Source organism: Pseudomonas sp. KH_050 (assembly GCF_057838875.1).
Map to the genome: position 1 here is coordinate 2600586 of NZ_CM174478.1, position 22321 is coordinate 2622906.

At 60.5% G+C, this 22321-nt stretch carries 15 protein-coding genes and 2 pseudogenes; 13 read left to right on the plus strand and 4 right to left on the minus strand.

The window, feature by feature from the left end; translation table 11 throughout:
• Positions 1 to 161 precede the first annotated feature (161 nt).
• Positions 162 to 689, minus strand: a complete 528-nt coding sequence (locus AC3IUA_RS12040) for a cytochrome b/b6 domain-containing protein (RefSeq protein WP_489361140.1) — start codon at positions 687 to 689, stop codon at positions 162 to 164.
• Position 690: 1 nt separating this feature from the next.
• Complete coding sequence (locus AC3IUA_RS12045; RefSeq protein ID WP_489361141.1) at positions 691 to 960, minus strand: PepSY domain-containing protein; 270 nt, start codon at positions 958 to 960, stop codon at positions 691 to 693.
• 340 nt (positions 961 to 1300) lie between these two features.
• On the opposite strand from AC3IUA_RS12045, the pseudogene AC3IUA_RS12050 reads away from it, so the two are divergent.
• Positions 1301 to 1411: pseudogene (locus AC3IUA_RS12050) on the plus strand (hypothetical protein); the annotation flags it as partial.
• Between the two features lie 192 nt (positions 1412 to 1603).
• On the opposite strand, the gene AC3IUA_RS12055 reads toward AC3IUA_RS12050, so the two are convergent.
• Both AC3IUA_RS12055 and AC3IUA_RS12060 read right to left on the minus strand, forming a co-directional pair.
• A complete protein-coding gene (locus tag AC3IUA_RS12055; RefSeq protein WP_489361143.1) occupies positions 1604 to 2467 on the minus strand; it encodes a LysR family transcriptional regulator in 864 nt (287 codons plus the stop codon).
• A 104-nt stretch (positions 2468 to 2571) separates the two neighbouring features.
• Complete coding sequence (locus tag AC3IUA_RS12060; RefSeq protein ID WP_489361145.1) at positions 2572 to 4419, minus strand: amidohydrolase; 1848 nt, start codon at positions 4417 to 4419, stop codon at positions 2572 to 2574.
• Positions 4420 to 4997: 578 nt separating this feature from the next.
• Between AC3IUA_RS12060 and tssB the strand changes: the two genes are divergently transcribed.
• The 12 genes and pseudogenes from tssB to AC3IUA_RS12120 all read left to right on the plus strand — a co-directional run bounded on the left by tssB (position 4998) and on the right by AC3IUA_RS12120 (position 22304).
• A complete protein-coding gene (tssB, locus tag AC3IUA_RS12065; protein ID WP_489362317.1) occupies positions 4998 to 5501 on the plus strand; it encodes a type VI secretion system contractile sheath small subunit in 504 nt (167 codons plus the stop codon).
• A gap of 34 nt (positions 5502 to 5535) precedes the next feature.
• The gene (gene tssC, locus AC3IUA_RS12070; protein ID WP_489361146.1) at positions 5536 to 7074 is read left to right on the plus strand and encodes a type VI secretion system contractile sheath large subunit; all 1539 of its coding nucleotides are present in this window, start codon (positions 5536 to 5538) and stop codon (positions 7072 to 7074) included.
• Positions 7075 to 7115: 41 nt separating this feature from the next.
• Positions 7116 to 8471: a type VI secretion system baseplate subunit TssK gene (tssK, locus tag AC3IUA_RS12075; protein WP_489361147.1), complete on the plus strand. Its 1356-nt coding sequence runs from the start codon at positions 7116 to 7118 to the stop codon at positions 8469 to 8471.
• Positions 8468 to 9151, plus strand: a complete 684-nt coding sequence (gene tssL, locus AC3IUA_RS12080; protein WP_489361149.1) for a type VI secretion system protein TssL, short form — start codon at positions 8468 to 8470, stop codon at positions 9149 to 9151. The genes tssK and tssL overlap by 4 nt, the downstream gene beginning before the upstream one ends.
• A gap of 7 nt (positions 9152 to 9158) precedes the next feature.
• Positions 9159 to 10949, plus strand: a complete 1791-nt coding sequence (locus tag AC3IUA_RS12085) for an OmpA family protein (protein ID WP_489361150.1) — start codon at positions 9159 to 9161, stop codon at positions 10947 to 10949.
• On the plus strand, positions 10915 to 11406 hold the full coding sequence (locus AC3IUA_RS12090; RefSeq protein WP_489361152.1) for an Hcp family type VI secretion system effector: 492 nt from the start codon (positions 10915 to 10917) through the stop codon (positions 11404 to 11406). The genes AC3IUA_RS12085 and AC3IUA_RS12090 overlap by 35 nt, the downstream gene beginning before the upstream one ends.
• 146 nt (positions 11407 to 11552) lie before the next feature.
• Positions 11553 to 14221, plus strand: a pseudogene (tssH, locus tag AC3IUA_RS12095) (type VI secretion system ATPase TssH).
• A 2-nt stretch (positions 14222 to 14223) separates the two neighbouring features.
• Complete coding sequence (locus AC3IUA_RS12100) at positions 14224 to 16935, plus strand: type VI secretion system Vgr family protein (RefSeq protein WP_489361154.1); 2712 nt, start codon at positions 14224 to 14226, stop codon at positions 16933 to 16935.
• A complete protein-coding gene (locus AC3IUA_RS12105) occupies positions 16932 to 18725 on the plus strand; it encodes a phospholipase D-like domain-containing protein (RefSeq protein WP_489361156.1) in 1794 nt (597 codons plus the stop codon). The genes AC3IUA_RS12100 and AC3IUA_RS12105 overlap by 4 nt, the downstream gene beginning before the upstream one ends.
• Positions 18725 to 20005 carry an SEL1-like repeat protein gene (locus AC3IUA_RS12110; protein ID WP_489361158.1) on the plus strand — a complete coding sequence of 427 codons (1281 nt, stop codon included), beginning with the start codon at positions 18725 to 18727 and terminating at the stop codon, positions 20003 to 20005. The genes AC3IUA_RS12105 and AC3IUA_RS12110 overlap by 1 nt, the downstream gene beginning before the upstream one ends.
• Positions 20002 to 21282 (plus strand): SEL1-like repeat protein, encoded by a 1281-nt coding sequence (locus tag AC3IUA_RS12115; RefSeq protein WP_489362319.1) that lies wholly within the window; start codon positions 20002 to 20004, stop codon positions 21280 to 21282. The genes AC3IUA_RS12110 and AC3IUA_RS12115 overlap by 4 nt, the downstream gene beginning before the upstream one ends.
• Positions 21279 to 22304, plus strand: a complete 1026-nt coding sequence (locus tag AC3IUA_RS12120; RefSeq protein WP_489362321.1) for an SEL1-like repeat protein — start codon at positions 21279 to 21281, stop codon at positions 22302 to 22304. The genes AC3IUA_RS12115 and AC3IUA_RS12120 overlap by 4 nt, the downstream gene beginning before the upstream one ends.
• Positions 22305 to 22321 lie beyond the last annotated feature (17 nt).

Below are 22321 nucleotides of genomic sequence, written 5' to 3' on the forward strand. Positions count from 1 at the left end.
ATGTGAGATCGCCAGGATCGCAGCCTGCGGCAGCTCCTGCATTGGTTCCATGCACCCACAAATTATCGGGTGTATGCAAAACCCGTAGGAGCTGCCGCAGGCTGCGATCTTTTGGGGGGCACACCGTGCTTGACTGACTGGCACCAGGGAATAGCGAGTCCCTAACGCTTGCGCCGGTTGCCAGTGATCATCGACAACGGCAGGTTTTCCCGCAGGCGCACACTCTCGACCACGGCGGCGGCAATATGCACGCAGACCAGGGTGAGCAGGGCGTTGGCCATCAGCTCATGGATATCCCGTGGCAAGTCTTCACCCCAGAAGTAGTCCACTTCTTCCATCAGGAAACCGCTGATGCCGAGCCCGACCATCAACAACAGCATGAGGACCATCACCAGCGCACCGATAGGTGAATGCCCCATGCGGTGATAGCTCTGGCCGCCCAGCAATGCGCGGGTATGCCCGACGAGGCGCGCCGGGGTTGGCCAGAAGTCTGACCAACGCGCCGCCGACGAACCGATGAAACCCCAGACCAGGCGTACCAGCACCACCACCACTGCGTAGTAGCCCAGCCAGCGATGCCAGCCGTCACCTTCCTCATTGAGGAAGTAATCGCCGACGAAGGCGACCACCAGGGACCAGTGGCAAAAACGTACCAGTGGGTCCCAGAGGCGCAGGGTTTCAGTGTTCATGTCATTCCTTTTCGATCTCTTGCTTCACGACTTTGCCAGAGACCGGGTCGAAGTAGATCTCGACTTTTTGCTTGGCTTTGTTCCAGCCATAAATTTCATAGCAATTGCCGGAGGTGACCTTGAACTTCTTGATGTCGTAGCCCTGGGCCTTGAGGTCGTCCTGGAACTTGGCCGGGTCCTGCCATTGAGCCTTGTCGGTCTTGGTGCATTCAGTGGCGGCCAGCGTCAACGGGCTGACGGCCAGAAGGGAGATCAAAAGGAGTTTGCGCATGGGGTTTCCTCGAAATATTGTTTTTGTCTGACAACGCGAGAGATTCTCACTCAATCTCTACCGAGCGAAAGCTTACTTGAGCTTTTGATGGCTGTCACGGCGGCTCTGGCAAGCTTTTCAGCTGACTTGAGAGATGCCATTGGTTGCAGTGAAGGTGCGTATTTAATGCATTATTAATGAATTTAAGAAGCATTATTATTAAGTTATGGTGAATTATTTGAGGCCGCACACTTGTCCTGCCTGGTCTTGCAGCATCCGCCCAGTCACATTCACCGAACTTCTTAATCGGTATTTGACACCTGCGTATCCATTTCATGGAGAGCGGAATGCTGCTGCACGGGCCTGGCATAAATTGCGCACCGACCCGAACCTCAGGTTCCTCGTGGTGTCGCTGGCGTTCTACGGTATGTCGACCTTCGAAGGGCCGATGATGGCGATCAAGACAGTCAACGATGGCGTGCCCATTGTGGCAATGGTTTGATTGTCGGGGTGCAGTGTGCGCGAAGATCAAAAGATCGCAGCCTGCGGCAGCTCCTACGCCGACCTCATCCATCCACCATTTTACGGGTGTACACAAATCCCACTGTAGGCGCTGCCGCAGGCTGCGATCTTGGCGATATGGGCCGCTCTGAAAGTGTTTCGATCAAATCAATGGATCCCAGCGTTGCGACCAGTCACTGTCGGCCTTGACCACTGCCCTGAGCAGATCGAACGCCAGCTGCAAGGTGGCCGAATCGCGATCCCGGGAATAGACCAGGTAGGTCGGGTAACTGAACTCCGGCGCTTTGGGCACCCGTTCCAGTACGCCGCTGTGCAGGTAGCTTTGCACCACCCGGGTTCGGAAATAACCCGAGCCGCCGTTTTCGAGGATGTATTGCAACGCCAGTGGCCCGAGGTTGAAGCTGAGGGCAGCCTTTGCCTTGTCCGGTAATGCTGCGTCGTGTTGCCGGCGAAAGTCTTTGCCCCAATCGATATAGATATAGGGTTCGGGGTTGGCGACCAGGCGCACCTGAATCAGCTTTTCCTCCAGCAACTGCTCGACTTGCAGGCGTGGCCAGTACTCCGGTTGATAGACCAGCGCCGCATCCAGCACCCCCAGTTCAAGCTGGCGCAGGAGGTTCTCGCCATCGCGAATTTCCGTGCGCAAGGCATGGCTTGGAATCTTCTCGCGCAACTCGCGAGCCCAGCTGAGCATTAGTGGATTGCACAGGCTGACCTCACCGCCAATATGCAGCACGTTACGGTAACCGTCCGGCAGCGGCAGATCGCGCCGGGCCGCCTCCCAGGTCTGCACCAGTTGGTTGGCGTAGACCACGAACGCTTCGCCATCCGGGGTCAACCGGGCCCCGGCGCGATTGCGCACAAACAAGGTGCTGGAGAGTTGGCTCTCGAGTTTCTGCACCCGCGCGGTGATGGCGGTCTGGGTGACATGCAGCTTCTCGGCCGCCGAGGCCAGGCTTCCGTGGCGAACGATCTCCAGGAAGGTGCGGGCTAGATCGATGTCCATGGGCATCCCGGTATTGAAAGTGGCTTGCAGTGTAAAGCAAGCGCAAGCCACCCGAGCCATTTCGATGGGCTGATGGCCTGAAACAGTCAACGCCGGAACTCACCTCAAAAGGCAAAACACGAACAGCCAAATGCGCCCCAGAACCCTTGAAAATCGCGGGTCGGCACTGAGGATAACCGTGCGCGCTCATGACGGTGAGCATGCACCGCGCAAGGGCCGATGCAGTGGTGAACCTGCGCCATCAGCGGCGCAGTCGGCTTCCAGTGGCCTGGCACCTTGACCACCGGCGACCAGTCAGGCATCACCGGCACGGCAGGCGGAGCGAGTTGGTCGAATTCCAGGGTGCCGTGGACCACCTTGCCGTCGACCACGGTCAGCACCGATTCGATCCATTTGATCGCTTCGTCGTCGACGCTGAAGTAGTCGGCCGAGAGCGCGACCAGGTCCGCCAGCTGGCCGACCTTGAGCTGACCTTTCGTGCCCTGTTCGGAGGAGAACCAGGCGCTGCCGTGGGTGAACAGTTCCAGTGCGGTGTCGCGACTCAGGCCCTGCGGGTACAACTCCAGGCCACCGACGGTGCGCCCGCTGACCAGCCAGTAGAGCGAGGTCCAGGGGTTGTAACTGGACACCCGGGTGGCATCGGTGCCGGCACCGACCGGGAGACCTTCGGCGAGCATGCGCTGGATCGGCGGCGTCGCCTCGGCAGCCTTGGCCCCGTAGCGCTCGACGAAGTATTCACCCTGGAAGGCCATGCGATCCTGAATCGCGATGCCGCCAGCGAGGGCGCGGACCCGCTCGATATTCTGGGGCGTGATGGTTTCGGCATGGTCGAAAAACCACGGCAGACCGTTGAACGGAATGTCGCGGTTGACCTTCTCGAACACGTCGAGCATCCGCGTGATCGATTCGTTGTACGTGGCGTGCAGGCGGAACGGCCAGCGTTGCTCGACCAGGTGCCGGACCACCGGCTCCAGTTCCTGCTCCATGGTCTGTGGCAGGTCCGGGCGCGGTTCGAGGAAGTCTTCGAAGTCGGCCGCCGAGAACACCAGCATTTCCCCGGCACCGTTGTGCCGCAGGAAATCATCGCCCTGGCCGTACTTCGAGGTATGGGTCCAGTTCTTGAAGTCGGTGAGTTCTTCCTTGGGTTTCTGGGTGAACAGGTTATAGGCAATGCGCACGGTGAGTTGCTGGTCGCGCGCCAGTTGCTGGATGACCTGGTAGTCGTCGGGGTAATTCTGATAACCACCGCCGGCATCGATGGCGCTGGTCACGCCGAGGCGGTTGAGTTCACGCATGAACTGACGGGTCGAATTGACCTGGTACTCCAGTGGCAGCTTCGGCCCTTTGGCCAGGGTCGAGTAGAGAATCATCGCGTTGGGGCGCGCAATCAGCATGCCGGTGGGCTCGCCCTTGGCATCGCGCTGGATCTCGCCGCCTGGCGGGTTCGGGGTGTCGCGGGTGTAGCCGACCACCTTCAACGCCGCACGGTTGAGCAGGGCGCGGTCGTAGAGGTGGAGGACGAAGACCGGGGTGTCCGGCGCGGCTTTGTTCAGTTCTTCAAGCGTCGGCAGTCGCCGTTCGGCAAACTGGAATTCATTCCAGCCACCGACCACCCGTACCCATTGCGGCGCTGGCGTGCGCTCGGCCTGGTCCTTGAGCATGCGCAAGGCGTCGATCAATGACGGAACGCCTTCCCAGCGCAGTTCCAGATTGTAATTGAGACCGCCGCGGATCAGGTGCAAGTGCGAGTCGTTGAGCCCGGGAATCACCGTTCGCCGTTGCAGGTCGATGACCTGGCTGGCAGCGCCGCGCAGGGCCATGGCCTCGGCATCGCTGCCGACGGCGATAAACCGACCGTCCTTGATCGCAACAGCGGTGGCCTGGGGTTTATCCCGGTCGACGGTGTGCAAGCGGCCGTTGTACAGGATCAGATCGGCTAGGGCATTGGGCATCGTACTGCTCCCTGCGATTAAAGGACTGATCCAGGCACCGAGGGCACCTGCCGAAAGACCTTGCAGTACACGACGGCGATTGAAGCCGTCGTGCTCGTCGGCTGGACTCATGCTGTGGTTCTCCGCGTGACAGGTGTGCAGAAGCGCCGCAGAGAAATATAGACCGCAAATCCACACCCCATGGTCCGCAGGACGAGCGGGTCGGGCAAATACCAGTAACCGGAAGACACGAATGCGTTTTGGATTGTTTGAGACAGATGATCGAGGGCCTGCAGTTTGCCAATGACTGAATCAGTTGGTTTGCAGAGGATTTCTAGTGATCGATTGTAGGCTGTTTCCGTAAGTGCGCCGGAAGTTCCCTGGTGTTGCTCCGGGGGGTGGAATAGCCGCTGGAGATGATTCATTGTTGTAGGGCAGAGTTCGAGTGCATATCTCGTAGGTTATTTATCCGAGTATATAAAAAGGAATTTATGTGCTGTGGCTGGCAATTTTTTTGTAGTGGCCGGCTAAAGTTGTGAGTTCCAGTCTTGTTGATTTTCGTGATGGCGCTAGTTGTCGCGAAGGCGTCTGGAGGAAGTATGGCTTCAAGCAGTTTTCAAAATGAAGTGCCCAAAGCTCGGGTCAACATCAAGCTCGATTTGCACACCGGTGGTGCGCAGAAAAAAGTCGAGTTGCCGCTGAAGTTGATGATGATGGGGGATTACAGTAACGGCAAAGAACAGCGTCCATTATCTGAAAGAAGCAAGATCAATATTGACAAAAACAACTTCGACAGCGTTTTGGCCGAGTTTTCTCCGGGTCTGAAACTCGCGGTGGAAAACACCTTGGTCAATGACGACTCCGACTCTTCTGTCGAGTTGAATTTCCGGAACATGAGGGATTTTGAACCGGAGCAGGTGGCGCGGCAAATACCGCAACTACGTGCCCTGTTGGCTATGCGCAACCTGCTGCGCGACCTCAAGTCCAACCTGTTGGACAACGCTACCTTCCGTCACGAACTGGAACGCATTCTCAAGGATGATGCGCTAAGCGACGAGCTGCGGGCCGAACTGGCCGCCCTGGCTCCACAAGAAGATCGTTAATTCACCTCGGTTCGTTTAAAAGGAAGTTTTCATAATGTCCGTAGACCATTCCTCCGCACCATCGCGCGGCGCTGCAGCGCTGACTGAAAAAAACCCAGGCGTATATGGCGCCCTGTTCAGCAAGATCAACCTCAGCCCGGTTGCAGAACTGGGTGGTATCGAAGCGTTTCAGAACACTGAGGCATTGTCCGAGGCTTCTGCCGATGAACGGGTTACCGCCGCCGTCAGCGTGTTCTTGAACTTGCTCAAACAATCGTCGCAGAAAGTCGAGCGTCTGGATAAAACGCTGCTCGATGAGCACATTGCGTCATTGGATGCGCAGATCAGTCGCCAACTCGATGCAGTGATGCATCACCCTGATTTCCAGCGCGTTGAATCGACCTGGCGCGGCGTGAAATCGCTGATCGATCAGACCGATTTTCGCCAGAACGTACGAATCGAACTGTTGGATATCAGTAAGGATCACTTGGTACAAGATTTCGAAGATGTACCGGAGATCGCCCAGAGCGGCCTGTATAGGCATACCTACACCCAGGAGTACGACACTCCGGGTGGCGAGCCGATTGCCGCGGCCGTTTCCAACTACGAGTTCGACCGCAGTCCGCAGGATATTGCCCTGCTGCGCAATATATCCAAAGTTGCGGCGGCAGCGCACATGCCTTTCATTGGCTCCGTTGGCCCGGTGTTCTTTGGCAAGGAGTCGATGGAAGAGGTGGCCGCCATCAAGGATATCGGCAACTACTTCGACCGTGCCGAATACCTCAAATGGAAAGCGTTCCGCGACAGTGACGATGCCCGTTACATCGGCCTGACCATGCCGCGCGTGCTGGGTCGCTTGCCCTATGGGCCGGACACCGTTCCGGTACGCAGCTTCAACTACATCGAAAGCGTCAAGGGCCCTGATCACGACAAGTATCTGTGGACCAACGCCTCATTCGCCTTCGCTGCAAACATGGTGAAGAGCTTCATCACTAACGGCTGGTGCGTGCAAATTCGTGGACCACAGTCGGGCGGCGCGGTCACCGGACTACCGATTCACTTGTACGATCTGGGCACTGGCAACCAGGTGAAAATTCCTTCGGAAGTGATGATTCCGGAGACTCGCGAATTCGAATTCGCCAACCTCGGCTTCATTCCGCTGTCGTACTACAAGAACCGGGACTACGCGTGTTTCTTCTCGGCCAACTCCACCCAGAAGCCGGCGCTGTATGACACCGCCGATGCCACCGCCAACAGCCGGATCAATGCACGCTTGCCGTATATCTTCCTGCTGTCGCGCATCGCCCATTATCTGAAACTGATCCAGCGCGAGAACATCGGAACCACCAAGGACCGTCGCTTGCTGGAGCTGGAGCTGAATAAGTGGATCGGTGGGCTGGTCACCGAAATGACCGATCCGGGCGATGATCTGCAGGCTTCACACCCGCTGCGCGATGCGAAGGTGACCGTAGAAGACATCGAGGACAACCCGGGCTTCTTCCGAGTCAAGCTGTATGCCGTGCCGCACTTCCAGGTGGAAGGCATGGACGTCAATCTGTCGCTGGTTTCGCAGATGCCCAAAGCGAAAGCCTGAGCCATTTCAAAACCTGAGCCACTGCGTAGGGAAACGACACCATGAAGATCGACCGCCCCCTGTGGGCCGCGGGGGCTCTGTTGTGCCCGCAGCAATTCCAGCAGCAGGCACGCTGGGAAGCCTGGACCAACGAGAGTCTCGCCCATCTGTCCCTGGTACACCCTTGGGGGGTGCAGGCGGTGGGGTTTGACCAGGAAGCCCTGCGCCTGGGTAAGCTCAAGGCAACCCAGGTGCGCGTGCGCATGCCCGATGGCACCTTGGTCGATTGCGATCACGCGGATCGGCTGCCCCCCGCCCTGGAGTTGGCCCGACTGCTGTCTGATGACATCCAGGCCGCGACGTTGCTGCTTGCCTTGCCGCTGGAGCAGGGCAATGGCAACAACTGTTTGTTCGAGGGGGCCAGGGCCGATCGGCCGACGCGCTATCGCCAGGATTGGCGTCCGGTGCAGGACATATACGCAGACGAGGTGCAGTCCATCGGAGTGCTGGAGCACGCGCTGAGCCTGCGCCTGGATAACGACGAGAACGCCGATTACCTGACCTGCCCGGTCGCGCGTCTGGTGCGCGACGGGCAGGGTGCCTGGAGTCTCGATCCAGCCTATGTGCCACCGCTGCTCAGCTTCGCTGCTCATCCCGGGCTGCTGACACAGCTGGATAATCTGTTGACCCAGTTATCCGCCAAGCGTCAACGGCTGATGGGCATGCGTCGCGAGAGCAACCAGCGCATGGCTGACTTCGCCGTGGCCGATGTGTCGTTGTTCTGGTTACTCAATGCCTTGAACACCTACCAACCGGTATTGGCTGATCTCCAGGCTCATCCCGCGCGGCATCCCGAGCAGGTGTATCTGGATCTGGTCAAGCTGGCCGGCAGCCTGCTGACCTTTTCGCTGGAACACGATATCGACAAGATTCCAGCCTATCGGCACGAGCACCTGGAAAGTGTATTCGCGCCGTTGATGGGCACCATCTCCACCTTGCTCGAGGCAAGCCTGCCGTCGCGGGTCATTGCACTGAAGCTGGAGGAGAGCGGTGCCAACCGCTGGCAGGTCACCCTCAACGATGCCCGCCTGTGTGAGCGTGACGGCGCCGACTTCTATCTGTCGGTGCGTTGCCGCCTGCCGGCAGTGCAGTTGCAGAGCCAGTTTCCACGCCTGTGCAAGGTCGGTACGCCGGATGAAGTCGATCAGCTGATCAACGCCGCGCTTGACGGTGTGCCTTTGCAGTCGCTCAGCCATGTGCCGGCGGCTATTCCGCTACGTCTCGAGAACCAGTACTTCGCCCTCGATCTCAGTCATGCCAAGGGGCAGGCCATGCTGGCCGCAGGGGTCTGTGCCTTCTACGTTCCGAGCACGTTGGCCGACGTGAAACTTGAACTGTTCGCGGTGTTGCGCACATGAACCTGATCGCCCTCAAAAAACAAACCGCAACTACGCTGGATATCGACTCGTTGTTGCAGGACAGCTACCTGCTGGTGGTAGAACTTCGGCAGGGGGCTTGTGCGCAGAGTAGCCAGGATCTGTGGCAGCGCTGCGTGGAGCAGATCGAGCACGTTCGGCAACTGCTCGAGCATGCCGGCCTAAGCCAGCGCAGCATCGACCACATCAGTCACGCTCAATGCGCCTTGCTGGATGAGACCTTGCTCACCTGTGCCAAAGGCGACGCCCATGCCGCCTGGGTCCGCGAGCCTCTGCAGGCCAGGTTCTTCAATCGTCACCAGGCCGGTGAGTTCCTGTATGAAGACATGCGCGAAATGTTGCGCGAGCCCGCACCGGACCGGCAGGTGCTGACGGCATTCCAGCGCGTGTTGATGCTGGGGTTTCGGGGCCGTTACCGCGATGTGAGCGACCCCGAACGTGAGCAATTGCTGGCAGCCCTCAATGGGCAAGTTGTGCCACTGGAACTCAGCCATGGGTTAGCGACACAAGTGGACGCCGGCCACCGAATGAACATCCTGCGCAAGTTTCAATCGCCGCTGGCCCATGTTCTGGTGGCGGGTCTGTTGCTCGTCGGTGCCTGGTGGGGGCTGAACCACCGTTTGGGCGGTGTGATTGCCACGCTCTTGCCTGGCCAGGCGTGAGGGGCCGATGACGCTTAAACTGAAACGAGACCTTTGGCTGTGGGCCGGGGCGCTGGTTCTGGCGCTACTGGCCATCATTCCGCTTGCAGCCGGGTTACGGGCGATGGCTGTTCTAGCCACTGTGGTCTTCGTCGCCGTGGCCTGGATCCGGGCGGGGCGACGTGCGGCGCACCTGTGCGAGTCATTGGTTCTGGCCGACAGCACTTCCTTGCCACCAGTTGCCTACCGCCAGCCAGTGGTATTGGTTTGTGGCGATGGTCTGGCTGGCCTGTTTGGCGCGATTCCCGCTGAACAACTGGCCCTGCGCATGACCGAGCAAGGTTGTTATCTTCGGGTGCCTGGCCTGGAACAGTTACCGGCGGTGACCGAAAGCGTAATGGCCTTGCGCCCGGACTGGGGTGGGCAACTCAGCGTCATGTTCATCGCCAATCCGGGTGAGCACACCGACGCCGACGTACTGGCTGGCCAGGTGCGCGCCTTCGGCTACCAGGTAAGCCTGATTCGCAAACGCGGCATAGCGTTGCCGCTCCTGCTGGTGAGCTACCTGCAAGCCTCGCGGGGCGAAGGTCCCTGGTTCAGTTGGGAGGCAGGCCAGCCCAGCCCCAGCGTGCGCGAGGCGGGTGCGTGCGTCAGCCTGGCCGATTGGCAACGCCAGGCCCCTGACTCCACAACACAGGCAGCACGGTTACACGCCAGCGTACAACTGAACAGCGCTGCAGCCTGGCTGGGTGAAGCGGTACTGCCACACTTGGTGACCGGCGAAGCCCGCAATCCCGTCGGCCTGGCAGTGGCCTGCGCCATCACCCTGGTACCGGCACTGCCCCAGAGCGTGACGGGCAACCTGTGGCAACAATGGCTGCGCGAAAAAATTGCGTTGGTTGACGCCCGGCAGGCTCTGCCCGGGGTGGGCAGCGCCTTGCCGTTCCCTGATCCCTTGCTGAATCTGCTCCCGACTCACAGCCAGCGCTCCCCGGTGCAACGCGCGAGTGTGGTCGCGTTGTGGTTGTTCGTGGTGGCCAGCGTAGTCGCCTTGGCCAGCTCGGCCTGGCAGAACACCCTGCTGGTACGCCAGGTCAGTGATGACCTGCGTCGTTACACCTCGATTCCCCCGTCGGAACGTCGTGACCAACCCGAGTTCGCCTCGCGCGAAGAGGCGGTGACGGTGCTCCGCCAGGACGCCCTGCGTCTGGACAGCTACTACCGACAGGGCGAACCCCTGGCGCTAGGCCTGGGCCTGTATCGCGGCGAACGCCTGCGGGGGCAGGTGCTCGCGGTGCTTGCCAGTCACCGTGAGCCGTCGGCGGCCCCAATGCCGGCGAGGATTGCCAAGCCGGTACGCCTGGACAGCCTGTCACTGTTCAGTACGGGTAGCGCCCGGCTCAAGCCGGACTCGACCAAAGTGCTGATCAATGCCCTGGTCGACATCAAGGCCCAGTCAGGCTGGCTGATCGTCATCGCCGGGCATACCGATGCCACGGGCAACGCCGAGCACAACCTGCGGTTGTCCCGCGCCCGAGCCAGCGCGGTGCATGACTGGATGCAACGCATGGGCGATATCCCCGACAGCTGCTTCGCGGTCCAGGGCTTTGGCGCCAGCCAGCCGATCGCCAGCAATGACACCGAGACCGGGCGCACGGCCAACCGTCGCGTCGATATCCGTCTGGTGCCGGAAGTGGGGGCCTGCGTGCTTCCCGCTGCGGAGCCGGACAGGCAACCCCCAGTCGCATCCCGCGGCATTCAATTCCTGAGAAAAGGAGCTTCACATGGCAATTCCCGTTTACCTGTGGCTGCAAGATGACGGTGGCGCGGACATCAAAGGTTCAGTCGACGTGCAAAAGCGCGAGGGCAGCATCGAGGTGATCGCCCAGGACCACAGCCTGTACATCCCCACCGACAACAACACCGGCAAGCTGACCGGCACCCGGGTTCACACCCCGTTCCTGTTTTCCAAGGAAATCGATGCCTCCAGCCCCTACCTGTACAAGGCGGTGACCACCGGGCAGACCCTCAAGAGCGCCGAATTCAAGTGGTACCGCATTGACGACGCAGGCCAGGAAGTCGAGTACTTCGTCACCACGCTGGAAAACGTCAAAGTGGTGAAAGTCGCGCCGAAAATGCACGACGTCAAGGACCCGAGCAAGGAGAAGCACAACCACCTCGAGCAGGTTGAACTGCGCTACGAGAAGGTCACCTGGACCTACAAGGACGGCAACATCATCCACTCCGATTCCTGGAACGAACGCCAGAGCGCTTGACGTGAGGGGGCCAGCAGACGGGCCTCTGTCTGCTGGTCCCGGTGTGCCGGGTTGAGCGTCCGTGCGCGGGCGTTCAACCAAACACATCCACCCGCCGCTTGCACAACCGGCTACGCGCCGCGAATCCAGAACAAGGACGCACCTGTATGGCACACCATTCCACCCGTTTGCTTCGCCGCCTCAATCCCTACTGCGTCCAGGCGCTGAGTGCAGCGGCTTCGCTGTGCCAAAGCCGCGCCCATGGACAGATCAGCATCGAGCACTGGCTGCTCAAACTGCTGGAGCAAGGCGAGGGCGACCTGACCCTTATCGCGCGTCGCTACGAATGGGATATGGACGCGCTCTGGTGTGGACTGCTCGACCATCTGGACAGCCTGCCGCGCAGTGTGCAGAGCAAGCCGCAGCTGTGTGGCAAGCTGCAACAACTGATCAAGAACGCCTGGCTGCGTGCATCGCTGGACGACGACAACAACGACTACCTGCGTTCAGCGCACCTGCTCGGCGCGCTCCTGGAGACCCCCAGCCTGCTCGCGTGCGAAGCCGCCTGGCCGCTGCTCAGCCTCAGCGATACTCAGTTGAAGCAGTTGCTTCCATTACTTGATCGACACTCCGAAGAGCGTCCACAGGTGCAGCAAGAAACTGCCCTGGGAGAATAGAAGCGTCGCCAAACCTACTCGTGACTTCGCCATCCAGCGCCGCAAGGCACGATGCCTTGCAGGCGGTGCTGGACAAATTCACCCACGACCTCACCGCCAAGGCGCGCGAAGGGCAGATCGACCCGGTGTTCGGCCGTGACGATGAAATCCGTCAGGTCATCGACATCCTCAGTCGCCGACGCAAGAACAACCCGATCCTGGTCGGCGAACCGGGGGTTGGCAAAACTGCCCTGGTCGAAGGTTTGGCCTTGCGCATCGCCGAGGGCAATGTCCCGGACAGCCTCAAGCCGGTCAGTGTGCGCACCCTCGACCTGGGGCTGTTGCAAGCGGGCGCCGGCGTCAAAGGCGAATTCGAACAACGCCTGAAAAACGTCATCGAGGCCGTGCAGCAGTCAGAAAACCCGGTGCTGCTGTTTATCGACGAAGCCCATACCCTGATCGGCGCCGGCAACCAGGCCGGCGGTGCCGACGCGGCGAATCTGCTCAAGCCCGCCTTGGCCCGCGGTGAGTTGCGCACCATCGCCGCCACCACCTGGAGCGAATACAAACAGTATTTCGAGCGCGATGCCGCCCTGGAGCGGCGCTTCCAGAGGGTCAAGGTCGACGAGCCGGACGACGCCATCGCCAGCCTGATGCTGCGTGGCCTCAAGGCTCGCTACGCCAGCCACCATGGCGTGCACATCCAGGATGCAGCGGTACAGGCCGCGGTCAACCTGTCGCGGCGCTACCTGACCGGCCGCCAGTTGCCGGACAAAGCCGTCGACCTGCTCGACACCGCCAGCGCGCGAGTGCGCATGAGCCTCGACTGCGAACCGCAGGTGCTGGTCCGGCTCAAGGCCCGGCAGGCCGCCCTGGAACTGGAGCGCCAGGCCCTGGAAGAAGATCAGCAACTGAGCGGCAACAGCGCCAGCGAGCGTCTGACGCTGATCGCTGCGCAACACGTCGAGCTGCATCGCCAGCAAATCGATACGGAGCAGCAATACCGCTACGAACTCGAGCTGACACAACAGCTGCTCGCCGCACGCCAGGCTGAACCACCCCGGATGGACGCCTGCGTGGAGCTGCAACGACAACTGACCAAGGCCCAAGGCAACCAGCCGTTGCTGTCCCTTGATGTAAACGCCCGCAGCGTGGCCGAAGTGATCGCCGACTGGACCGGAGTGCCCCTGGGCAGCCTGCTCAAGGACGAACAAGCCAACCTGCTGGCGCTGGAACAGCAACTGGCTGAGCGCGTGATTGGTCAGGACCCTGCCCTGGGCGCCCTGGCCCAGCGCCTGCGGGCGGCCAAGACCGGCCTCACTGAAGAAAAGGCCCCGCTGGGGGTTTTCCTGCTGGTGGGCACCAGCGGCGTCGGCAAGACCGAAACGGCCCTGGCGCTGGCCGACAGCCTGTTCGGTGGCGAGAAGTCGCTGATCACCCTCAACCTCTCCGAATACCAGGAAGCCCACACCGTCAGCCAACTCAAAGGCTCGCCCCCTGGCTACGTCGGTTACGGCCAGGGCGGCGTGCTCACCGAAGCGGTGCGGCAACGGCCCTACAGCGTCGTACTGCTCGACGAAGTCGAGAAAGCCCATCGCGACGTGCTCAACCTGTTTTACCAGGTCTTCGATCGAGGCTTCATGCGCGATGGCGAAGGACGCGAAATAGACTTTCGCAACACCGTCATCATCATGACCTCCAACCTTGGCAGCGACTCACTGCAAGCCTGTCTGCAGGAGCAACCTGACGCAACCGACAGCACCCTGCACGAACTGCTGCGGCCGATCCTGCGCGAGCACTTCCAGCCGGCCCTGCTGGCACGCTTTCAGACCCTGATCTACCGCCCGCTGCAAGCCGATGCACTCAAGCGCATCGTCGCCCTCAAACTCGCCCAGGTCGCCAGGCGCCTGCAGCGCCACTACGGTTTGGACTGCCAGGTCGACGACCCGCTCAACGAAGCCCTGGTTGCCGCCTGCCTGCTGCCCGACAGCGGCGCGCGCAACATCGACAGCCTGCTCAACCAGCAGATCCTCCCGGTGCTCAGCCAACACCTGCTGCAACGCCAGGCGGCCCGGCAGAAAACCCACGGCGTGACCCTGGGCTACAGCGACGATGAAGGCATCACTCTGCACTTTACCGACGCACTGGACACGGTGCCGCCCGCCGCCATGGAGGCCTGAACATGCTCAACCAACTGCGCACCTTCTTCGACCACAGCCGGCACACCCTCCGGGTCCGCAATGTCGAGGCACGGCTCGAGGTCCTGGCCTTCCACGGCGAAGAGTGCCTGAGCCAGCCGTTCAGCTACCGCGTGGAGTTCACCTGCACTCAGCACGACCTGGCCGCCGACCAGCTGCTCAACCAGGACGCCAGTTTCAGCCTGCAGGCCGCGCCGCAAAAGCTGCCGTTCCTCGGCCTCAGCGCGCCCCCGGTCAAGCCGCTGCGCACACTGCACGGGGTGATCAGCGGCTTCAAGCGCCTGTCCGGTTCCAACGACGAAGCCCGCTACGAAGTCACCCTGCAGCCGCGTCTGGCGCTGCTCGACCGCGGCCAACAGTTCCGCCTTTACCAGCACCAGTCGGTGCCGGAGATCGTCGACCACATCCTGCGCAGCCGCCACGACTTCCGCGGGCAGGATTTTTTCTTCGACCTGCACCGCGAATACCCCAAGCGCGAACAGGTGATGCAGTACGGCGAAAGCGACCTGGCCTTCATCGACCGCCTATTGGCCGAGGTCGGCATCTGGTACCGCTTCACCAGCGACGAGCGCCTGCGCATCGACGTGGTGGAATTCCACGACGACCAGCGCGCCTATCAGTTCGACGTCCAGCTGCCGTACCGCCCGCCATCGGGGCTGAACAGCAGCGGACAGGACGGCGTATGGCAGCTGCAGACCCAGCACCAGGTGGTGGAGCAGCACGTCAACATCCGCGCCTACCATTACACCGACGCCACCGCCTGGCTCGACGGCGACATCGACCAGAGCCGGCGCGCGAAAACCACCTACGGCGAGGCCTATCACTACGCCGAACCCTACCGCGTGCTCGGCGATCCCCTGGCCCTCGACGAAGACCTGCAAAGCGAAAGCGGCTACTTCTACGCGCGCCTGCACCATGAGCGCTACCTCAATGCCCAGACCCGACTCAGCGGCACCAGCAGCAGCGCCAGCCTGGCCCCCGGCCAGGTGCTGAAAATCTCCGGCGGCGCGCCACAGGCCTTTGCCCCCGGGGCGGTGATCACCCGGCTGAGCACCCGTGCCGCCCGCGATGCCAGCTTCGAAGCCTGTTTCGAGGCGATCCCCTACGCGGAAAACGTCTGCTTTCGCCCGCCACTGCCGGCCAAACCGCAAATCGCCGGCACCGTGCCGGCCCGCGTCACCAGCTCGCGGAAAAACGATCCCTACGGCCATATCGACCTGCACGGCCGCTACAAAGTGAACTTCCTGTTCGACCGCGACCAGTGGCCGATCGGCCGCGAAAGCGCCTGGCTGCGCCTGGCCCGGCCCTACGCCGGCGACACCCACGGCCTGCACCTGCCGCTGATCGCCGGCACCGAAGTGGCAGTGGCCTTCGAACAAGGTGATCCGGACCGCCCCTACATCGCCCACGCCCTGCACGACAACCGCCACCCCGATCACGTCACCCTGCAAAACTACAAGCGCAACGTGCTGCGCACCCCGGCCAACAACAAACTGCGGATGGACGACACTCGGGGCCAGGAGCACGTCAAGCTCAGCACCGAGTACGGCGGCAAGAGCCAGTTGAATTTGGGGCACGTGGTGGATGCCGAGAAAAAGAAACGTGGCGAAGGCTTTGAACTGCGGACCGATGGCTGGGGGGCGATTCGCGGCGGCAAGGGTCTGTTCATCAGTGCCGAGGAACAGACCCAGGGCCAGGGCCAGGTGCTCGAGATGAGCGCCGCCTTGGGCCGCTTGCAACAGGCCGGCGACCAATTGCAAAACCTCTCGGTCGATGCCCAGGCCAGCCAGGCCGATCCGGCGGATGTGCAGGCGCAACTGACGTTCATGCGCGAACAACTCGATGAGATCAAAGCTGCCGTGGTACTCATCAGCGCGCCGCAAGGCATCGCCCTGAGCAGCGGCAAGCACCTGCAACTGGCGGCGCAACACAACCTGATGCTCAACGCCGGTGCCGAGGCCGACATCAGCGTGGTCAAGCGCCTGTTCATCGGCGTGGGGCAGGGGCTGAGCCTGTTCGTGCGCAAGCTGGGCATCAAGCTGATCGCCAACCAGGGGCCGGTGAGGGTGCAAGCCCAGAACGACAAGCTGGAACTGCTGGCCCGCCACGCCCTGGAAATCACCAGTACCGAAGACGAAATCCACATCACCGCCAAGAAGAAAATCACCCTCAACGCCGGCGGCAGTTACATCACCCTCGACCAGCACAGCATCGAATCGGGTACGGCGGGCGACTACACCATCAAGTCCGCGCACTTCGACTTCAGCGGTCCAGCCAGCATGACGGCCACGCATCCGGATTATCCGCAAAGCCTGTCCAGACAAATGCTGCGACTCAATGTACCGCGAACCCCCAATGCTCCCGGCAAAGGCTGGGCAGGCATGCCTTACACACTCTATGCCGATGGCGCGCTGCTCAAGCAAGGCGTGCTGGACGACACCGGACAACTGCTGATCGATCACCAGGTGGTGACCCGGCAGTACCGGCTGGAGTTGGTCAACGGCGTGAATTACCAGATTCCGATTCCAGGCGACTACCGCAATGCCGATCAAGGGCGCCTGGCCAATCGTGGTCTGCGAAAACACCGTTCACAAACCGATGCCGAGGTGAGTCAGCCCACCTCGCACTCGGATCATCGCGCTCTGTACGCAGCAATGATGGACGGACTCAATGACCAGCAAGGGAAATCAGAATGAACCGGCATGACACTGTGGCGCCAGCCGCTCTCCAGCACACCGACCAGGTCACCTGCACTTCGCCCTGGTACGTGGAGGACACCGAATATCACCCTGTTGCGGCCACCTATCAGCCCTTGGTCAACGGTGAAGAAGCCTTCAAGGCCGTGCACCTGGCCATCGCCCGGGCCACCAAAACCGTCGACATCATCTGCTGGGGTTTTCAGCCATCGATGTACTTTATCCGCGACAACTGCGTCCCCAGCATCGGCGAACTGCTCATGGCCAAAGCCCGAGAGGGTGTCGAAGTTCGTATGCTCGGCTGGGAGATGCCGTTCAATTCTGCTGGCGCGGGAGGCGAGGCCAACCTGCCCGGCAAAGGCCCGTTCCGCATCAAGGACCGGAAGATGCAGAACTCCACCGACGAGCAATACGCCGAGGATAGGCAGTGGTTTGCCAGATGTGCATTCGCTGACAACCTGGCGCCTGCGATTCGGGTGGCTCGCAATGTGCCGGTGTTCGTCAGTCGCGGCTTCAACCTGTATGAGCGGGCTGAAATTGCTCATCAAGTCAAATACAAAAGTCTTGACTCGCAGATCAGCCCCGGCGCGGTTGTCGCGATGACTGCGGCTGCGACCCACCATCAAAAGACCGTGCTGGTCGACTATGAACTGCCGGATCGCGCCGTTGGCTTCGTCATGGGGCACAACATGCTCGACGAGTACTGGGACACCGACCAGCACTCGGCGCTGAACCGTACCCCCGACACCAAGCCTCAGCCCAATTGCGGCCCACGCGGTGACACCCCGCGCCAGGACATTTCCAGCCGGGTCAGCGGACCGATCCTGGAGCACCTGCACCACAACTTCGCCACCGCCTGGCGCAAGGAAACCGGCGAGGACCTGCTCGCCTCGCGCCAGGCCATGCAATTGGGACCGCAACTTCAATGCACCCCCGGCGCTACCCGGCAGTTGGCCCAACTCCTGCGCACCCAGCCGCAAGACGGCAAGCGTGACATCGAGCGGCTCTACTTGCAGGCGGTCAACAACGCGACCCAATTCATCTACATCGAAAATCAGTACTTTCGCTGGCCGCCCCTGGCTGAGCTGATCAAGGCAGTCGCGGCGGGTCAGACCAAGGGCGGGCGCGACCCCGGCCTGCATGGTGCCTTGCACCTGTTCGTGATCACCAATGCCACCGACGCCGGCATCGGCGCCGGCACCGTCAACACCCAGCGCATGCTCGAAAGCCTCGGGCGCGGCGACACCATTCCCGAAGTGACGAAGTTGCGGCACATTGAAAAGGCGAAAGAAGAGGCGTCGGCCACGCGATTGCTCGACCCGCGCGACCGCATCGCGCAGATCAAGCTCGATCAGCAAATTGAGAAAATCGAGAAAGGCCCGATTACCCTACCGGACATTCCCGACCTGAAAGTCCACATCTGCTCGTTGGTCGCCGACGATTCCCCGGCAGGCAAGGACTGGATGCCGGTGTACATCCATTCCAAGTTGATGATCATCGACGACGTCTTCACCACCCACGGTTCGGCCAACATCAACACCCGCAGCATGCAGGTCGATAGCGAAATGAATATTGCCCATGAATGGGCGAGTGTGACCGAGGCGCTGCGTCGACGGTTGTGGAATCTGCATACGAAAGGTAGGGGAGCGCAGGATGATCCGGCTGAGGCGTTCAAGGCCTGGAAGAACATCATCAAAGAAAACAAAGATCGCCAAAAAAACAATAAAGCTCCATCCGCGCCACTCGTCGAATTTTATTACGGCGAAAAAAAACTGGCGGACCTCGACTGATGCGCTGGATTCTTTTGCTGTCAAGCCTGCTGCTGGCCGCCTGCGATAGCGGCGATGCCCTTACTCACCTGAACAAGGATATTCCCGTGAGCCCGCTCACCGAGGCCAAGGCCAACCTGGCTTTTACTTGCGTACACGAAACCATTCCCGAACCGTCCGCCGAAGCCGATGTTCTATTCCAGTACGCCCGCTGGCTGCAGAAAAACAACCAGCTTAAACAGGACAAAACCGTCGATGCGGAGATCGAGCGGCTGTACCGGATCGCCAGCGAAAATGGCCATTACAAGGCCAATATCAATTTGCAGAACGGCAGCATGCGTGGTCATTTTCAGGTCAGCGGTGATGAACACCTACGCCTGAGTCAGAACCTGATCGATGCAGGCGTGGCGACGGGATATTACTTTATCGGCATCTTCCTGCAGCAAGGTTCGGCCGGGCTGAAGCAAGACCCGGAAATGACGTTGGGCTACTTCCGTAAGGCCGCCGATCAGGGTAGTGCCCAGGCTCAGTACCATGTAGGCGACAAGCTAGCGCCCATCGATATTGCCCCTGACGTTGCCCGGCAGATGCGCCTCTGCGCAGCCGAACAGGGACATGGTGAGGCAGCTGTTGAGCTGGGCGTCAACCTTAAAAACAAGGGGAAATATCAAGAAGCGCTTGAGGCATTCCAATTCGGGGTGGCTGCTGGTGACGAAAGCTCGGCCTCCTTTTTAGAAGAGGGCTTTCGTAACCCCGCCCCCTCCGATAAGTTGTATTACCTCAGTCAACAAGAAGACCTTGAACGCGCTGAACGTTATAAAAAAATCTGGAGGGTGCTGGCGAACTACTCCTACGCCAACCCCAAGGTCCCTGAAATCAATGAAATTCTCCCGCTACCGCCCGCCCAGCTACCGCCGTGGGACGGCAAGTTGCAATGGCTGGAAGCACGCCTGGCCAATGTCGCGCCTGAAAAGCCCACGCCAGCGCTGATCAACGAGCTGGCCAAGGCCATGGTCCTTGACCCTGCCACCGGCAAGCCCATGCCGGGATCGCCGGGGTTCAGTCAGGCCAATTTCCCCCTGCTGATCTGCTACAGCGGTGAAGCCTGCCCGCAAAGCGGCTACTGGAAAGTCATCTGGCCCCCGCAGCATACGGTGAGGCGCAAGGAAGTTGTGCGCCACTTCGAACAGGGCGAAGCCTTTCCCATGCAGACGGTAGAGCGCTATCACCTGCGTCCTTGGCCGCTGTCGGACAAGACGACATTCCGCGAGGAAACGGTCGAATGGGGGCTGCTCGGATGAAATGTCGGAGCCTAGTACTTGCGCTACTGAGCGCGGTGCTGCTTGGTTGTGGCGCCGTTGACGCCCGGCCGGCAAAATCCACCGTGGACCCGCTATCCAATATCAGCGCCAACTTGGCTTTTACCTGCGTACACGAAACCATTCCCGAACCGTCCGCCGAAGCCGATGTGCTGTTCCAGTACGCCCGCTGGTTGCAGAAAAACAACCAGCTTAAACAGGACAAGACCGTCGATGCCGAGATCGAACGACTGTACCGCATCGCCAGCGAAAACGGCCATTACAAGGCCAATATCAATTTGCAGAACGGCAGCATGCGTGGTCATTTTCAGGTCAGTGGTGATGAACACCTACGCCTGAGTCAGAACCTGATCGATGCAGGCGTGGCGACGGGCTATTACTTTATCGGCATCTTCCTGCAGCAAGGTTCGGCCGGGCTGAAGCAAGACCCGGAAATGGCCCTGCGCTACTTCCGCAAGGCCGCTGATGAGGGGAATGCCCAAGCCCAATACGATGTAGGCGATAAACTCGAACCCATCGACATTGCCCCGAAAATCGCACTCCAGATGTATCGCTGTGCTGCTGAACAGGGCAATGGCAAGGCGGCTATCGCACTGGGTGTCTATCTTCAAGACGAGGGGGAGTATCAGAACGCCTTGGAAGCATTCCAATTCGGGGTGGCTGCTGGTGACGAAAGCTCGGCCTCCTTTTTAGAAGAGGGCTTTCGTAACCCCGCCCCCTCCGATAAGTTGTATTACCTCAGTCAACAAGAAGACCTTGAACGCGCTGAACGTTATAAAAAAATCTGGAGGGTGCTGGCGAACTACTCCTACGCCAACCCCAAGGTCCCTGAAATCAATGAAATTCTCCCGCTACCGCCCGCCCAGCTACCGCCGTGGGACGGCAAGTTGCAATGGCTGGAAGCGCGCCTGGCCAATGTCGCGCCTGAAAAGCCCACGCCAGCGCTGATCAACGAGCTGGCCAAGGCCATGGTCCTTGACCCTGCCACCGGCAAGCCCATGCCGGGGTCGCCGGGGTTCAGTCAGGCCAACTTCCCTCTGCTGATCTGCTACAGCGGCGAAGCCTGCCCGCAGAGCGGCTACTGGAAAGTCATCTGGCCCCCGCAGCATACGGTGAGGCGCAAGGAAGTTGTGCGCCACTTCGAACAGGGCGAAGCCTTTCTTGTGCAGACGGTAGAGCGCTATCACCTGCGCCCTTGGCCGCTGTCGGACAAGACGACATTCCGCGAGGAAACGGTTGAATGGGGGCTGCTCGGATGAAGTGTCGGAGCCTTGTACTTTTGCTACTGAGCGCGGTGCTGCTTGGTTGTGGCGCCGTTGACGCCCGGCCGGGAAAACCCACCGTGGACCCGCTATCCAATATCAGCGCCAAGCTGGCCTTTACCTGCGTACACGAAACCATTCCCGCACCGTCCGCCGAAGCCGATGTGCTGTTCCAGTACGCCCGCTGGTTGCAGAAAAACAACCAGCTTAAACAGGACAAAACCGTCGATGCGGAGATCGAGCGGCTGTACCGGATCGCCAGCGAAAATGGCCATTACAAGGCCAATATCAATTTGCAGAATGGCAGCATGCGCGGTCATTTTCAGCTCGGTGGTGATGAGCACTTGCGCCTGAGCCAGAACCTGATCGATGCGGGCGTGGCAACGGGCTATTACTTCATCGGTATCTTCCTGAAGAACGGCTCGGCCGGGTTGAAGCAGGACCCGGAAATGTCCCTGCGTTACTTCCGCAAGGCCGCCGATCAGGGCAGTGCCCAGGCCCAGTACGATGTAGGCGACAAGCTGGCGCCCATCGATATTGCTCCGAATATTGCTCGGCAGATGCACCGCTGTGCGGCTGAGCAAGGACATGGCAAGGCGGCGGTTGAACTGGGCGTAAACCTTAAAAACAAGGGGAAATATCAAGAGGCACTTGAGGTATTTCAGATGGGCGTGGCTGCTGGTAACAGCAACTCAGCTTCCCGCCTGTCAAAAGGCTTTCGCGGGCCGCCGTCCACCGATGAAATGTATTACCTTGGCCAAGAGGAAGACCTTGAGCGCGCCGAGCGATATGAAAAAATTTGGAGTGTGCTCGCGGACGCCTCCTACGCCAATCCCAAAGTCCCGGAGATCAATGAAATCCTTCCGCTACCCCCCGCCAAACTGCCCGCCTGGGACGGCACGCTGCAATGGCAGAAAACACGCCGGGCCAATGTCCCACCAGAAAGGCCCACACCAGCGCTGACCAACGAGCTGGCCAAGGCCAAGGTCCTCGACCCGGCCACCGGCAAGCCGATGTAAAGCTCACTGGCCATTTC